The sequence below is a fragment of the Mycobacterium helveticum genome (assembly GCF_007714205.1).
GTDB lineage: Bacteria > Actinomycetota > Actinomycetes > Mycobacteriales > Mycobacteriaceae > Mycobacterium > Mycobacterium helveticum.
In genome coordinates this window covers 31,738-46,890 of record NZ_VMQU01000028.1, presented here as the reverse complement: position 1 = coordinate 46,890, position 15,153 = coordinate 31,738, and the positions used below count along the sequence as shown (strand labels likewise).

Sequence of the window (15,153 nt, the reverse complement as noted above, 5' to 3'; positions counted from 1 at the left end):
CCGGCAAACCCCGGCCCGGCACGTACAACTACGCCATCAACAACTCGTTCGGATTCGGCGGACACAACGTCGCGATCACGTTTGGGCGGTACTGATCCTCTCGAACATCACCGAAACAGGAGACACGCGATGACAATCACGGCCCCCGAGGCGGTTGGCGAATCGCTCGACCCCCGCGACCCGCTGCTGCGCCTGAGCACATTCTTCGACGACGGCAGCGTGCAGTTGTTGCACGAGCGTGACCGCTCGGGCGTGCTCGCCGCCGCGGGGACCGTGAACGGCGTGCGCACCATCGGCTTCTGCACCGACGGGACCGTGATGGGCGGCGCGATGGGTGTCGAGGGCTGCGCGCACATCGTCAACGCCTACGACACCGCGATCGAGGAGCAGAGCCCGATCGTGGGCATCTGGCACTCCGGCGGGGCGCGGCTGGCCGAGGGGGTGCGGGCGCTGCATGCGGTCGGAACGGTTTTCGAGGCCATGATCCGCGCGTCCGGCTACGTCCCGCAGGTCTCGGTGGTGGTCGGCTTCGCCGCCGGCGGCGCCGCCTACGGTCCCGCGCTGACGGACGTGATCGTGATGGCTCCGGAGAGCCGGGTGTTCGTCACCGGGCCCGACGTGGTGCGCAGCGTCACCGGCGAGGACGTGGACATGGCCTCGCTCGGCGGCCCGGACACCCACCACAAGAAGTCCGGGGTGTGCCACATCGTCGCCGACGACGAGCTCGACGCCTACGAGCGTGGCCGTCGGCTCGTCGGATTGTTCTGCCAGCAGGGTCATTTCGACCGAGGCAGCGCCGAAGCCGGTGACACCGACATCAGGGCGTTGCTGCCCGAATCGCCCCGGCGGGCCTACGACGTGCACCCGATCGTCACCGCCGTGCTGGATGCGGACACGCCGTTCGACGAGTTCCAGGCCAAGTGGGCGCCGTCGATGGTGGTGGGGCTGGGCCGGTTGTCGGGGCGCACCGTGGGCGTGCTGGCCAACAACCCGCTGCGCCTCGGGGGCTGCCTGAACTCCGAAAGCGCCGAGAAGGCCGCGCGTTTCGTGCGCCTGTGCGACGCGTTCGGCATTCCGCTGGTGGTGATCGTCGACGTTCCCGGCTACCTGCCGGGGGTCGACCAGGAGTGGGGCGGCGTGGTGCGCCGCGGCGCCAAGCTGCTGCACGCGTTCGGCGAGGCCACGGTGCCGCGCGTCACGCTGGTCACCCGAAAGATCTACGGCGGGGCCTACATCGCGATGAATTCCCGCTCGTTGGGCGCGACCAAGGTGTTCGCCTGGCCGGACGCCGAGGTCGCGGTGATGGGCGCCAAGGCCGCGGTGGGCATCCTGCACAAGAGGAAGCTGGCCGCCGCGCCCGAGCACGAGCGCGAGGCTCTGCACGACGAGCTGGCCGCCGAGCACGAGCGCATCGCCGGCGGGGTGGACAGCGCCATCGAGATCGGCGTGGTCGACGAGAAGATCGACCCGGCGCACACCCGCAGCAAGCTCACCGAGGCGCTGGCCCAGGCGCCGGCACGGCGCGGCCGCCACAAGAACATCCCGCTGTAGGGTCGCCGCCTTTAGCGCGAGCAGACGCAGAATCGCATCGCGCGCGGCGCGCGCGTGCGATTCCGCGTCTGCCCGCCACAGCTATCCCCAGCCGTGAGTGGCCGATGCGACATGCCCCTCGCATGCTTTGGCGGTGCATCCGGAAGCGTCAGCAGTCCTTGAGCGGGCCGGCGGTTTCGCCACCACCGCGCAGCTGCTCACCGTGATGACCCGTCAACAGCTCGACGTTCAGGTCAAATCAGGCTGCCTTATCCGCGTTTGGTATGGAATCTATGCGGCCCAACAGCCAAATCTGTTGGGCTGCTTGGCCGCCCTCGACATCTTCATGGGCCGGCACGCGGTTGCCTGCATGGGCACCACCGGTGCACGTCCTGGGCCCCGGGGTACGGATGCGTCCGACGATCGGTCTGATGATCCATCAACGCACCGGCGCACCGCTGAGACGGACAGCCGGACGTCTGGCCACCACACCAGCGTGGACCGCAGTTGAGGTCGCACGACAATTGCAGCGCCCGCGAGGACTGGCGACGCTCGACGCCGCATTGCGTTCGCTGTGGTGTACCCGCACCGAGATCGAAAGCGCCGTCGCCGAACAGCGAGGCCGTAGAGGCATAGTCGCGGTACGCGGGCTGTTGCCTTTCGCCGACGGCCGTGCCGAATCTGCGATGGAGAGTGAAGCCCGCCTCGTCATGATCGATCGCGGGCTGCCGCTGCCGGAACTGCAATATCCGATCCATGGCCGCGATCGCGAGCTGTGGCGCGTCGACTTCGCATGGCCGGATGGGCGGTTGGCGGCCGAATACGAAAGCATTGACTGGCATGCGGGGCGCGAAGAGATGCTCCGCGACAAAATCAGGTGGGCCAAGATCCAGGAGCTGGGCTGGACGATCATTCCCATTGTCGTACAGGATGTTCGCCGCGAACCCGACCGCCTGGCCGATCGCATCGCCGCTCACCTGGACCGCCAGTGCATGGCTGGTTGATGCTGGCGAGCAACCTCACCGCGAGCCAGGATACTCGAGAGCACCTGGCGCAGTTCGGCTTCCGGCTGCTCGGGCAGCGCCTCCGCGCGCCAGGCCACGAACGCGTCCGGGCGAACCAACAGCGCCCCTTGCGAATCGAGCCCGGTGACGGCGCCCCAGGCGTCGTCGGCGATGCAATGCATCGCGATCGAGACGCCCAGCTCGGCCGCCGCCGATGCCACGGCGGAACCCCAGCGCTCGTCGCCGGTGAGCATCGTGAACCCGCTGCCGAGCAGGTCGAGGGTCGACACGCGCTCCCCCTCGTACCGGATCCAGGCGTGCGGAACACGGGTGCCGGGTTGTCCCCGAAACTCGTCAACCAAAGACACCGCATCCGGGCCCGCGGGCGGCGTTTCGCCGGAAACGACTGCCGCCGAACGGTATTGGTAGCCAGCCAACAACCCCAGCATCGGCGTCTCTTCGTCCGCCGGCAATTGCGGCCGGTCGTCGTCGAGGCGAAGCAGCACCAGCGACGGCCCGGTCAGCGACTGGTGCGCGTTGAAGCGCCCGACGGGATGCCGCTCGGTGTGATAGGTGCTCAGCAGCGCGGGTGCGGCCTGATCATTCAGCACGGCGGCGAGCTTCCAGGCCAGGTTGTCCGCGCTCTGGATGCCCGTGTTGGCGCCGCCGGCCTTGAACGGCGGCATGGTGTGGGCGGCATCGCCGACGAGAAAGACCCGCCCGCAAGCGAATTGGTCTGCCACCCGCTCGTAGGGCTGCCACGGCGCGATCTCGATGACCTGCATGTCGATGCGTTCTCCGACGGCCCTGGTGAGCAGCTCGGCGCACCGCTCCGGCGTGAATTGTGCCGCCGTTTCACCCTCGCGCGGCAGGTACGTGGTGATGAACATGCCCAGGTCGCCCTCGGCCACCAGGAAGATCCCGTCCACGTCGGCGTTCTTGACCTGCACGCCGTCGCCGTCGCGCAGGTTCGGCACGAAGGTCCGCCACGGCGCCTTGAAGTAGACGAATACGATAAAGATCGGCAGCGCGCCATACCCTGAGGTGGTCAACCCGAGTGAATCCCGGACCGGGCTGTGCACCCCGTCGGCCGCGACGAGGTAGTCCGCGCGCACCGTCTCCGTCTCGCCCGAATCCCTATCGCGCACAACGGCCGTCACGCCGGCGTCGTCCTGCTCGAACGACACCAGTTCCGTCGCGTAGCGAACCTGGCTCCCCCGCCGGCGCGTGTCGGCGAGCATCATCGGTTCCAGCCTGCTCTGCGGGCAATACTGCGCGGGCGGTTCGGGGCTCAGGCCGGCGAACGGCGCGAAGATGGCGTCGACGTCCATGGCGGGCGCCTCGTCGGCGCTATTGAGCGTCGGCTTGACGACCATGCCGGACACCCCGTCGGCGACGGCGTGGACCCGGTCGCTCAAGCCCAGCCCGCGAAGAATCTCCAGGCTGCGGAAGCTCAGGTTGCGGGCCTTGGGATACAGGAAGACCTCGCGTCGCTTTTCGATCAGCAGTGAGGAGACCCCGTACTTGGCGAGCAGATCGGACGCGGCGAGCCCGACCGCGCCGGCGCCCACGATCAGCACCGGGACACGCGTGACGTTGGTGTTCATTTCGCCTCCTCGGAGTCAGACCGCATAGGCGAAACGTATCAGTTCCGTTCCGTGTCGAGGATGACACCAATGTCCCCGGCGCGCAAGGGCCGGACGGGCGTCAGCCGGCGGCCAGCGGCAACAGCACCTGCTCCAGGGCGCGCCGGACGTAGACGCGATCGATCGGTCGTCCCGTCACCAGTCGCAGGACGTTGAGGCCCAGCAACGCGTCGGGTATCAGACTCAGATCGCGGTCCGCGGGTATCTCGCCGCGGGCCACGGCGTGGTCGAGAACGACCCGGACGATCTGGCGCGGCGCCGACAGCGCCAGGTCGTCGAGCGCGGCCGCCAGCACCGGATCGCGCATCGCCGCCGTCGCGACCCCGACAATCACCTTGACCGTGCTCAGCTCGGCCTGGTTGAGGTCGGGAACCATCGCCACGATGGCGTCGATGTCGCCTTGAAGCCTGCCGGTGTTCGGGGGCTCTACGGGCCCGAGGCCTCGTCGCCAGTGGGCGATCGCCTCGGCGACCACCGCGGCCTTCGACGGCCAGCGCCGGTAGATCGCGGCCTTGCCCACCCGAGCCCGCGAGGCGATGTCGTCCATGCTCATCCGGTCGTAGCCCTGCTCGCCGAGACCGGCCAGAGCCGCCTCGAGGATGGCCGCGTCCAGCGAGGGGTCAAAGCGCCCCCGAGTGCTGCCCGACGGTCGGCGCGGCGGCCGGTCGCTTCGAACGCTGTCGGGACTCATGGCGGCAAATCCTCGGTCCGTTTGGCGATACGAAGCGGTTCCGCCGCAAATTTACCGGCGCGGCAGGGCCAAGGCAAGCACAACGGCGTCGGGTCAGCGCCGCAGCGCCAGGAATTCCTCGGCCACGGCGACGACGCGCTCGCGATCCCGCGGCACCAACCCGATCCGGGTCCGCCGGTCCACGATGTCGCCGACCTCCAGCGCGCCCTCGTGCGTGACGGCGTATTCGAACTCCGCGCGGGTCACGTCGATGCCGTCGGCGACGGGCTCGGTCGGGCGTTCGCACGTGGCGCACGCGATGACGTCGGAAGCCTCCGCGCCGTACCGCGCCACCAGCGACGCCGGCAGCCCGGCGGGTGGGCGCCCCGCGCCGATCAGCGGGAGGTTGCGGGTCCGGCACCGAGAGGCGCGCAGCCGCCGCAGGCCGACGGCGCGGTTGACGACATCCTCGGCCATGTAACGGTATTCGGTCAGCTTGCCCCCGACCACGCTGATGACGCCGGACTCGGATTCGATGACGGCGTGATCGCGCGACAGGTCGGCGGTGCGGCCCTCGACGCCGGTGTCGATCAGTGGCCGCAGCCCGGCGTAGGCGCCGATCACGTCCTGCGAGCCGAGCGCGGTGCCCAGCGCGGTGTTCACGGTGTCCAGGAGAAACGACACCTCGGCGGCGGACGGCTCCGGCTCGTCGGGAACCGGGCCGGGAGCGTCCTCGTCGGTCAGGCCGAGATAGACGCGACCCAGTTGCTCGGGCATGGCGAACACGAACCGGTTGAGCTCGCCGGGGATCGGAATCGTCAGCGCCGCAGTCGGATTGCCGAAGGTGGCGGCGTCGAACACGAGATGGGTGCCGCGGCTGGGCCGCAACCGCAGCGACCCGTCGATCTCCCCCGCCCACACCCCCGTCGCGTTGACGACCGCGCCGGCGGACACGTCGAACGAATCGCCCGTGCGCCGATCGGTCAGGCGCACCGACGTCCCGGTGGCCTGCGACGCCGCCACATAGGTGAGGATCCGGGCGCCGTGCTGGGCCGCGGTGCGCGCGACCGCGACCACCAGTCGGGCGTCGTCGATCAATTGCCCGTCATACGCCAGCAGGCCCCCGTCGAGGCCCTCGCGGCGAACGGTGGGCGCCATCTCCACGACGCGCTGCGGCGAAACCCGGCGCGATCGGGGCAGGGTCGACGACGGCGTCCGGGCGAGCACCCGCAACGCGTCACCGGCGAGGAACCCGGTGCGGATCAGCGCGCGCTGGGCATGCCCCATCGACGGCAGCAATGGAACCAGCTGCGCCACCGCGTGCACGAGATGAGGGGCGTTGCGCGTCATCAGGATTCCGCGCTCGATGGCGCTGCGCCGGGCGATCCCCACGTTGCCGGTCGCCAGGTAGCGCAGGCCACCGTGAACCAGCTTGGAGCTCCAGCGGCTGGTGCCGAACGCGAGGTCGTGCTTCTCGACCAGCGCCACCCGCAGTCCGCGCGACGCCGCGTCCAACGCGATGCCGGTGCCGGTGATGCCGCCGCCGATCACGACGACGTCCACCGGCTCGCCGTCGGTCAGCGCCCTCAGGTCGGCCGCGCGCCGTGCGGCGTTGAGGGCGACGGTCATGACAGGTATCCGTTCAGGGCGTGGACGAGTTCGGTGTCCAGCGCGTCGGCGTCCAGGATCGGGCGCACGATCCGCTCCGACTGGATGGTCGACTGCGTGATCAGCAACACCATGGTGGCCAGCTGGACGGGATCGCCCGCGCGGACGCTGCCGTGCCGCTGCGCCGCCCGGAGCCGGGCGGCGAGGGTGTCGATCATCATGCGCTGGCTGGTTCCCAGCCGTTCGGTGATGTAGGTCGGCGCGAGCTCCGAGTGCAGCACCGACATGACCAGCCGGTCGCGGCGCAGCAGGTCGGCCACCGTCACGATCTGGCGCACCAGGGATTCCCGGTCGTCGCCGAGCAGCGGCGCCTCGCGCGTGGCATCGGTGACCCGCCGGGTCAGCAGGTCGGCGACGATCGACCTGGTGTCCGGCCAGCGCCGGTACACGGTCGGCCGGCTCACCCCGGCGCGCCGCGCGATCTCGGCGAGCGTCACCCGGTCGACACCGAAATCGACCACGCAACTGGCCGCCGCGACCAGGATTCGCTCCCCGGTGTCCGACGGCGCATTACTGGTTGACAACATCTGTAATACTGTAACGCATGACCCAACCCGGGGAGCTCCTGCCGCCGATGAAATGGAACGCCTGGGGGGATCCCGCCGCGGCCACGCCGCTTTCCGACGGCATCCGGGCGCTGCTGACGCAGGCCGTGGGCCTCGAAGACCACGACCGGCCCGACCTCGACCCCGACCAGGTCAACCTGCGCCCGTCGGCGTTGTCGCGGGCCGATGTCGACGCGCTGGCCGCCATCGTCGGCGCCGAGTACTGCCGCACCGCCCACCGCGACCGGTTGCTGCACGCCGGCGGCAAGTCCATCTTTGACCTGCTGCGACGCAAGGACACCGGCGTCCAGGACGCGCCCGACGCGATCCTGCTGCCCGGCGACGAGGACGCCGTCGCCGCGATCCTGCGCCACTGCTCGAAGCACCGCATCGCCGTGGTCCCGTTCGGCGGCGGCACCAGCGTGGTCGGCGGTCTCGATCCCACCCGCGACGGGTTCGCTGCCGTGGTGTCACTCGATCTGCGCCGCTTCGACCGCCTGATCTGGATCGACGAGGTGTCCGGGCAGGCCGTGTTCGGGGCCGGCGTCACCGGGCCGGACGCCGAACGCCTGCTCGGCGGACACGGTTTCTCGCTGGGCCATTTCCCGCAGAGTTTCGAATACGCCACCATGGGCGGCTACGCGGCGACCCGATCCTCCGGTCAGGACTCGGCCGGCTACGGCCGGTTCGACGACATGGTCCGCGGACTGCGCGTGGTCACCCCGGTGGGCACGATGGACCTGGGCCACGCCCCCCGCTCGGCCGCCGGTCCCGACCTGCGCCAGCTGCTGCTCGGCTCGGAGGGCACCCTCGGCGTCATCACGCAGGTGCGGCTGCGCGTCCACCGCAAGCCGGAAGTCGTCCGCCACGAGGCGTGGTCGTTCCCCGACTTCGCATCCGGGACCGCGGCGCTGCGCGCCGTCGCCCAAACCGGCACCGGCCCCACGGTCATCCGGCTTTCCGACGAGGCCGAAACCGGGGTCAACCTCGCCACCACCGAGTCGATCGGCGAAAGCCAGATCACGGGCGGCTGCCTGGCCATCACCGTGTTCGAGGGCACCGCGGAACACGCCGGGAGCCGGCACGCCGAAACCAGCGCGCTACTCGCGGCCGGCGGCGGCACGTCACTGGGCGAAGCGCCGGCGCAGGCGTGGGAGCGGGGCCGGTTCGCTGCGCCGTACCTGCGCGACTCGCTGCTGGCGGCGGGTGCGCTGTGCGAGACCCTCGAGACCGCGACCGACTGGTCCAACATCCCCGCGCTCAAAGGCGCTGTCACCCAAGCGCTTACCGACACGCTGGCCGCGACGGGCACGCCGGCCCTGGTGATGTGTCACATCTCGCACGTCTACGCCTGCGGCGCGTCGTTGTACTTCACCGTCGTCGCCGGGCAGCGCGGTGACGCGATCGAGCAGTGGCGGGCCGCCAAAAAGGCGGCGTCCGACGCGATCGTGGCCACCGGCGGGACGATCACCCATCACCACGGCGTCGGCGCCGATCACCGGCCCTGGATGCGTGACGAGGTCGGCGACTTGGGCGTGCGGGTGTTGCGCGCGGTCAAGGCGACACTGGACCCGGCCGGAATCCTCAACCCCGGCAAGCTGATTCCATGACACGCCGCGAGATCGGCAAGGTGATCGCGCTGACCAACCCCGCCTCGGGCCACGGCGCCGCGATCCGGGCGGCCCAGCTCGCGATCGCCCGGCTGCACCGTCGCGGCGTCGAGGTCGTCGAGATCATCGGCGACGACGCGCACGAGGCGCGCCAACTGGTCGGCGCGGCGCTCGAGCAAGGTGCCGACGCGGTGGTGGCGACCGGGGGTGACGGCGTCGTCTCCAACGCGCTGCAGGTGCTCGCGGGCACCGGGGTCCCGCTGGGGATCGTCCCGGCGGGCACCGGCAACGACCACGCCCGCGAATTCGGCATCCCCACCAACGATCCCGAGGCGGCCGCGGACGTCGTCGTCGACGGCTGGACAGAAACCGTTGACCTGGGCCGGATTCAGTGGTCCGGGGGGGACAAGTGGTTCGGGACCGTGGCGGCGACCGGCTTCGACTCCCTGGTGACCGATCGGGCCAACCGGATGGGCTGGCCCCACGGACGCGCGCGCTACTACCTGGCGATGCTCGCCGAACTCTCGCAGCTGCGGCTGCTGCCGTTCCGCATGGTGCTCGACGGAACCCGGGAGATCGCCGCCGATCTCACGCTGGTGGCGTTCGGCAACACCCGCAGCTACGGCGGGGGCATGCTGATCTGTCCCGACGCCGACCACGGCGACGGCCTGCTCGACATCACCATGGTGCACGAGGCGTCCCGCACCAAGCTGGTCCGCCTGTTCCCCACCGTCATGAAGGGCACGCACGTCGACCTCGACGAGGTGAGCACGGCGCGCGCCGGCTCGATCCAGGTCGACTGCCCTGGCATCAACGTCTACGCCGACGGCGACTTCGCGTGCCCGCTGCCCGCCGAGATCTCCGCGGTTCCGGCCGCGCTGCGGGTGCTGCGGCCTAGCCCACGCCCCGGCTGAGCCAGGTCACCTCGCCGGCGTCGCCGCCGTCGCGATAGGCCTCGAGCGCGTCGTCCCACGCCGTCCCCAGCACCGTGTCCAGCTCGGCGGCCAGCGCGTCGGCGCCCTGGGCCATCATGGCCCGCAGCCGCATCTCCCCGACCATGATGTCGCCGTTGGCGCTCATCGCCCCGCTCCACAACCCCAGCTGTGGGGTGTGGCTGAACCGCTGCCCGTCGACGCCGGGGCTGGGGTCCTCGGTGACCTCGAACCGCAGCACCGACCAGGAGCGCAGCGCGTTGGCCAGCCGGGCGCCGGTGCCGACCGGCCCCACCCAGTTGGTCACCGCGCGCAGCTGTCCGGGCATCGCCGGCTGCGGCGTCCACGTCAGGTTGGCCTTGGCGCCCAACGTCGACGACAACGCCCACTCGACGTGCGGGCATACCGCCGCGGGCGAGGCATGGACATACACCACGCCCGCCGTCACGTCGGCGAATTGATTCGTCGCACGCATCTGTTGCTCCTTCGGTTCCACGAGGGACGTCTTCCCCAACGACCTGGTGGACCCGACAAGCGGGATGCTGTGCTGATGTTGTTGTGTCTTGCGTGTCTAGTGTGCCCTGTGATGCCCGTGTTGCGCTAGTCTTCACAGCCGATTAGTGGTATTCGCCGAGCACGGCGTCGGAGATCGCGGGCCACAGCTCGTGCGCCCACTGCCCGAAATCCCGGTCGGTGAGGACCACCAGCGCCAGCCCCGCGTCGGGATCTGCCCAGATGAAGCCCCCTGACTGGCCGAAATGGCCGTACGTGCGCGCCGAGTTGCGGGCGCCCGTCCAGTGCGGCGATTTGGCGTCCCGGATCTCGAAACCCAGGCCCCAGTCGTTGGGCCGCTGCACGCCGTAGCCGGGCAGCACCCCGTCGAGGCCGGGGAACTGCACCGTGGCCGCCTCGGCGTGCAGCTGCGCCGAGACGATCGAGGGGCACAGCAGGTCGCCGGCGAACGACGCGAGGTCGGCCACCGTCGAGGTCGCGCCGAACCCGGCCTCCGCCGCGCCGCCGTCGAGCCGGGTGCCGCCCATGGCCAGCGGTTCGCACACCGCCTCGGTGAGGTAGCGCCCGAACTCGATGCCCGACTCCCGCTGCACGGTCTCGGCGAGCACCGTGAAGCCGTAGTTGGAGTACATCCGCCGGGTGCCCGGCTTGGCCAGCACCCGATCGGAGTGCATGGCCAGGCCCGACGCGTGCGCCAGCAGATGGCGGACCGTCGCACCGGGCGGCCCGGCCGGGGTGTCCAGGTCGACGACCCCCTCCTCGACGGCGACCTGGGCGGCCCGCGCCACCAGCGGTTTGGTCACCGAGGCCAGGGCGAACACCCGCCGGGTGTCGCCGTGGTCGGCCAGCACGCCGGCGGGTCCCACCACCGCGGCGGCGGCGGCCGTAACCGGCCAGTCGGCGATGGCCGCCAGGGCGCCGGGAGCGGCCATCACTTCCTGGCGACGTAGTAGTTGTTGATCGGGTCCGACTCGATCTCGGCCACGCGCACGTCGCCGAACCCGGCGTCGGCCAGCATCGAGGTGGCCAGCTGCTCGCCCCAGGCGGCGCCCAGGCCGGCGCCGTCGAGCGCCAGCGACACGGTCATGCAGTGCATCAACGACGTCGTGTAGAGGTATGTGCGCATCGGCACCCCGACGTTGTCCTCAAGCCGGCTCGAGGCCTTGATGTCGGCCATCAGCAGGACGCCGCCGGGCCGCAGCGCGCGGTGGATGTTCTCCAGGACCCGCGCCGGGTGGGCCTGGTCATGGATGGCGTCGAAGACCGTGATGACGTCATACGCGCCGGCCTTGTCGAGTTCGGGCAGGTTGCGGCTCTCGAAGCTCGCGTTGGTCAGGCCCAGCTCGGCCGCCTCCCGGCGGCCGGCCGCGATGCCCTCCTCGGAGAAGTCGATGCCGGTGAACCGGCTGGCCGGGAACGCCCGCGCCATCACGTTGATCGCATGCCCGCTGCCGCAGCCGAGATCGGCCACGTCGGCGCCGGAACGCAGCCGTTCGACCAGCCCGTCGACCAGCGGCAGCACCACGTCGACGAGCGCGTTGTCGTACACCGCCGCGCTCTGCTCGGCCATCAGGGTGTGGAAGCGGCGGTATTCGCTGTAGGGCAGGCCGCCGCCCCGGCGGAAGCAGTCGATGATCTGCTGCTCCACCTCGCCCAGCTGCGGGATGAACATCGCCGCCAGCGCCAGGTTGTCCGGTCCGGCCGCCCGGGTCAGCACGCGGGCGCGGTGGGCGGGCAGCGCGTAGGTCGCCGAGTCGGGGTCGTAGTCGACGACGTGCCCGGTGGTCATGCCGCCCAGCCACTCTCGCACATAGCGCTCGTTGAGGCCGGCCGCCTCGGCGATCTGCGCGCTGGTGGACGGGGGCAGCCCGGCGATGGTGTCGAGCAGACCGGTCTGATGCCCGATGCTCAGCAGCAACGCCAGACTGGCGCCGTCGATGGCGCCCACGATCCGCCCGGCGAATTCCTTGGTGGTTTCGGTGGCTTCGTGCGTGGTTTCCTCGGATGCCGTCACGCTTGGCGACGCTACACCGGCGGCATGAACCTGCGCCGATTCCGGCGGATGGGTGGACGGGCCGCTGCGAAATGTATGGCGGTCACCAGTAGGGTCGGGGCTATGAGTCAGACAGTGCGCGGCGTGATTTCACGGAAGAAGGGCGAACCCGTCGAGTTGGTGGACGTCGTCGTCCCCGACCCCGGGCCGCGCGAGGTCGTGGTCGACGTCATCGCCTGCGGGGTCTGCCACACCGACCTGACCTACCGGGACGGTGGTATCAACGACGAGTACCCGTTCCTGCTGGGCCACGAGGCCGCCGGCACGGTGGAAGCGGTGGGGCCTGGTGTGACGGCGGTGGCGCCCGGTGACTTCGTGGTGCTGAACTGGCGCGCGGTGTGCGGCCGGTGCCGGGCCTGCAAACGCGGCAGGCCACACCTGTGCTTCGACACCTTCAACGCCGCGCAGAAGATGACGCTGACCGACGGCACCGAACTTACCCCGGCGCTGGGCATCGGGGCGTTCGCCGACAAGACGCTGGTGCACGAGGGCCAGTGCACCAAGGTGAGCCCGGAAGCCGACCCGGCCGTCGCGGGACTGCTCGGCTGCGGCGTGATGGCCGGCATCGGCGCGGCGATCAACACCGGCGGGGTGACCCGCGACGACACCGTGGCGGTGATCGGCTGCGGCGGCGTGGGCGATGCCGCGATCGCCGGCGCCGCGCTGGTCGGGGCCCGGCGGATCATCGCCGTCGACACCGACGACACCAAGCTGGAGTGGGCCCGCAAGTTCGGCGCCACCCACACCGTCAACGCCCGCGAGGCGGACGTCGTGAAGACCATCCGGGACCTCACCGACGGCTTCGGCGTCAACGTGGCGATCGACGCCGTCGGGCGGCCCGAGACCTACAAGCAGGCCTTCTACGCCCGCGACCTGGCCGGAACCGTTGTGCTGGTGGGTGTCCCGACGCCCGACATGCACCTGGACATGCCGCTGGTGGACTTCTTCTCCCACGGCGGTGCGCTGAAGTCGTCGTGGTACGGCGACTGCCTGCCCGAGCGCGACTTCCCCACCCTGATCGACCTGTACCTGCAGGGCCGGCTCCCGCTGGAGCAGTTCGTGTCGGAACGTATCGGGCTGGGCGACGTCGAGAAGGCGTTCCACAAGATGCACGGCGGCAAGGTGCTGCGTTCGGTGGTGATGTTGTGACACGCCCCATCCAGAAAGTGGTCACCCACGGGACCTTCGAACTCGACGGCGGCAGTTGGGAAGTCGACAACAACATCTGGATCGTCGGCGACGACTCCGAGGTGGTGGTGTTCGACGCCGCCCACACCGCAGAGCCGATCCTGGACGCCGTCGGCGGCCGCACGGTGGTCGCGGTGGTCTGCACGCACGGCCACAACGACCACGTCACGGTGGCTCCCGAACTGGGCAACGCCCTCGACGCGCCGGTGCTGCTGCATCCCGGCGACGAGGTGCTGTGGCGGATGACCCACCCGGACAAGGACTTCCGCACCGTCTCCGACGGCGACACGCTGCGCGTCGCCGGCACCGAGCTGCGGGCGCTGCACACCCCGGGCCACTCCCCCGGATCGGTGTGCTGGTATGCGCCCGCGTTGCACACGGTGTTCAGCGGCGACACCCTGTTCGCCGGCGGCCCGGGCGCGACGGGACGCTCCTACTCCGACTTCCCGACGATCCTGCGGTCCATCTCGGAGCGGCTGGGCAGGCTGCCCGGCGACACCGTCGTGCACACCGGCCATGGCGACAGCACCACCGTCGGCGACGAGATCGTGCACTACGAGGAGTGGGTCGCCCGCGGGCACTGAGCCCTCCCGCGAGGGTGCGCCCCTCCCGCGAGGGTGCGCAGAGTGCCGGCCCCACCGGCGTGTCGCCGTACCGACACGCACGCTCGCGCCCGCAGGCAACCGGCAAAGGCGCACACTATGGCCCATGAGTCATTTCCTCGTCGCCACCGTGCCGGACCTGTCCGGGAAGCTCGTCGTGGTCACCGGGGCCAACAGCGGGCTGGGATTCGGGCTCACCCGCCGGCTGGCGGCGGCCGGGGCGGACGTCGTGATGGCGATCCGCAACCACGCCAGGGGTGAGGCGGCGATCGAGAAGATCCACGCCACCGTTCCCGGCGCCAAGCTGACCATCAAGCCCCTGGATCTGTCCTCGCTGGCCGCGGTCGCCGCGCTGGGCGAACAGCTCAACGCCGAGGGCCGCCCCATCGACATCCTGGTCAACAACGCCGGCGTCATGACGCCGCCGGCGCGCGACACCACCGCCGACGGCTTCGAATTGCAGTTCGGCAGCAACCATCTGGGCCACTTCGCCCTGACGGCACACCTGCTGCCGCTGTTGCGGGCCGCCAACGGCGCACGGGTGGTTTCGCTGAGCAGCCTGGCGGCCCGCTACGGCCGCATCCACTTCGACGACCCGCAGTTCGCGAAGAAGTACTCGGCGATGGCGGCCTACGGCCAGTCGAAGCTGGCCGTGCTCATGTTCGCCCGCGAGTTGGACCGCCGCAGCCGCCAGGCGGGCTGGGGCATCGTGTCCAACGCCGCCCACCCCGGCCTGACCATGACGAACCTGCAGATCAGCGGGCCGTCCCACGGCCGCGACAAACCGTCGCTGATGGAGCGGTTCTACAAGGCGTCGTGGCGGTGGACACCGTTTCTGTGGCAGGAGATCGACGACGGGATTCTGCCCGCGTTGTACGCGGCCGCCACGCCGGGCGCGGCGGGCGGAGCTTTCTACGGGCCCCTCGGCCTCCTGGAGGCCGCCGGCGGCGGCGTGAAGCCGGCCCACGTCCCCGCCCGCGCCCGCGCCGACGCCGACTGCCGACGGCTGTGGGAGCTGTCCGAACGGCTGACGGGCGTGAGCTACCCGAAGCCGGCCTGAGAAACGCGCTGCACCGCAAAGGCTTTCCAATCGCGCCGCCGAGAGTATGGTCGCGCCGATCGACAACACGCCCCCTCGTCCGGCGCTGAGCGTGATTGTGCCGCCGGAACATGTCGCCTGTCCGGGCGCCCG

At 70.5% G+C, this 15,153-nt stretch carries 14 protein-coding genes and 1 pseudogene; 8 read left to right on the top strand and 7 right to left on the bottom strand.

Annotated features, from left to right (window positions below; all coding sequences use genetic code 11):
- The 3 genes and pseudogenes from FPZ47_RS29335 to FPZ47_RS09045 all read left to right on the top strand — a co-directional run.
- Positions 1–95, top strand: a 95-nt coding sequence (locus FPZ47_RS29335; protein ID WP_246859836.1) for a hypothetical protein, incomplete at its 5' end; no start/stop codon positions are given.
- A gap of 34 nt (positions 96–129) precedes the next feature.
- The gene (locus FPZ47_RS09050; RefSeq protein WP_144948443.1) at positions 130–1,551 is read left to right on the top strand and encodes an acyl-CoA carboxylase subunit beta; all 1,422 of its coding nucleotides are present in this window, start codon (positions 130–132) and stop codon (positions 1,549–1,551) included.
- Between the two features lie 133 nt (positions 1,552–1,684).
- Positions 1,685–2,534, top strand: a pseudogene (locus FPZ47_RS09045) (endonuclease domain-containing protein).
- On the opposite strand, the gene FPZ47_RS09040 reads toward FPZ47_RS09045, so the two are convergent.
- From FPZ47_RS09040 to FPZ47_RS09025, 4 genes are all read right to left on the bottom strand, one after another.
- The gene (locus FPZ47_RS09040; RefSeq protein WP_144948440.1) at positions 2,504–4,141 is read right to left on the bottom strand and encodes an FAD-dependent monooxygenase; all 1,638 of its coding nucleotides are present in this window, start codon (positions 4,139–4,141) and stop codon (positions 2,504–2,506) included. The pseudogene FPZ47_RS09045 and the gene FPZ47_RS09040 sit on opposite strands and share 31 nt — an antisense overlap.
- 100 nt (positions 4,142–4,241) lie before the next feature.
- A complete protein-coding gene (locus FPZ47_RS09035; RefSeq protein ID WP_144948437.1) occupies positions 4,242–4,871 on the bottom strand; it encodes a TetR/AcrR family transcriptional regulator in 630 nt (209 codons plus the stop codon).
- Positions 4,872–4,964: 93 nt separating this feature from the next.
- The gene (locus tag FPZ47_RS09030) at positions 4,965–6,479 is read right to left on the bottom strand and encodes a glycerol-3-phosphate dehydrogenase/oxidase (RefSeq protein ID WP_144948434.1); all 1,515 of its coding nucleotides are present in this window, start codon (positions 6,477–6,479) and stop codon (positions 4,965–4,967) included.
- The gene (locus FPZ47_RS09025; RefSeq protein WP_144948431.1) at positions 6,476–7,045 is read right to left on the bottom strand and encodes a TetR/AcrR family transcriptional regulator; all 570 of its coding nucleotides are present in this window, start codon (positions 7,043–7,045) and stop codon (positions 6,476–6,478) included. The genes FPZ47_RS09030 and FPZ47_RS09025 overlap by 4 nt, the downstream gene beginning before the upstream one ends.
- 47 nt (positions 7,046–7,092) lie before the next feature.
- On the opposite strand from FPZ47_RS09025, the gene FPZ47_RS09020 reads away from it, so the two are divergent.
- Both FPZ47_RS09020 and FPZ47_RS09015 read left to right on the top strand, forming a co-directional pair.
- Positions 7,093–8,673, top strand: a complete 1,581-nt coding sequence (locus FPZ47_RS09020) for an FAD-binding oxidoreductase (RefSeq protein WP_144948512.1) — start codon at positions 7,093–7,095, stop codon at positions 8,671–8,673.
- Positions 8,670–9,587 (top strand): diacylglycerol kinase, encoded by a 918-nt coding sequence (locus FPZ47_RS09015; protein WP_144948428.1) that lies wholly within the window; start codon positions 8,670–8,672, stop codon positions 9,585–9,587. Before FPZ47_RS09020 ends, FPZ47_RS09015 begins: the two co-directional genes overlap by 4 nt.
- Here the strand turns inward: FPZ47_RS09015 and FPZ47_RS09010 are convergent.
- The 3 genes from FPZ47_RS09010 to FPZ47_RS09000 all read right to left on the bottom strand — a co-directional run bounded on the left by FPZ47_RS09010 (position 9,568) and on the right by FPZ47_RS09000 (position 12,132).
- Positions 9,568–10,080, bottom strand: a complete 513-nt coding sequence (locus FPZ47_RS09010; RefSeq protein WP_144948425.1) for a DUF3145 domain-containing protein — start codon at positions 10,078–10,080, stop codon at positions 9,568–9,570. The two genes, FPZ47_RS09015 and FPZ47_RS09010, sit on opposite strands and share 20 nt — an antisense overlap.
- A gap of 142 nt (positions 10,081–10,222) precedes the next feature.
- A complete protein-coding gene (locus FPZ47_RS09005; RefSeq protein WP_144948422.1) occupies positions 10,223–11,050 on the bottom strand; it encodes a serine hydrolase domain-containing protein in 828 nt (275 codons plus the stop codon).
- Positions 11,050–12,132: a class I SAM-dependent methyltransferase gene (locus tag FPZ47_RS09000; protein WP_144948419.1), complete on the bottom strand. Its 1,083-nt coding sequence runs from the start codon at positions 12,130–12,132 to the stop codon at positions 11,050–11,052. The genes FPZ47_RS09005 and FPZ47_RS09000 overlap by 1 nt, the downstream gene beginning before the upstream one ends.
- Positions 12,133–12,234: 102 nt before the next feature.
- On the opposite strand from FPZ47_RS09000, the gene FPZ47_RS08995 reads away from it, so the two are divergent.
- The 3 genes from FPZ47_RS08995 to FPZ47_RS08985 all read left to right on the top strand — a co-directional run bounded on the left by FPZ47_RS08995 (position 12,235) and on the right by FPZ47_RS08985 (position 15,021).
- Positions 12,235–13,320: an S-(hydroxymethyl)mycothiol dehydrogenase gene (locus FPZ47_RS08995; protein ID WP_144948416.1), complete on the top strand. Its 1,086-nt coding sequence runs from the start codon at positions 12,235–12,237 to the stop codon at positions 13,318–13,320.
- An 8-nt stretch (positions 13,321–13,328) separates the two neighbouring features.
- Positions 13,329–13,943 (top strand): MBL fold metallo-hydrolase, encoded by a 615-nt coding sequence (locus tag FPZ47_RS08990; RefSeq protein ID WP_425461742.1) that lies wholly within the window; start codon positions 13,329–13,331, stop codon positions 13,941–13,943.
- 124 nt (positions 13,944–14,067) lie between these two features.
- Positions 14,068–15,021 (top strand): SDR family oxidoreductase, encoded by a 954-nt coding sequence (locus tag FPZ47_RS08985; RefSeq protein ID WP_144948412.1) that lies wholly within the window; start codon positions 14,068–14,070, stop codon positions 15,019–15,021.
- The last annotated feature ends 132 nt before the right edge of the window (positions 15,022–15,153 follow it).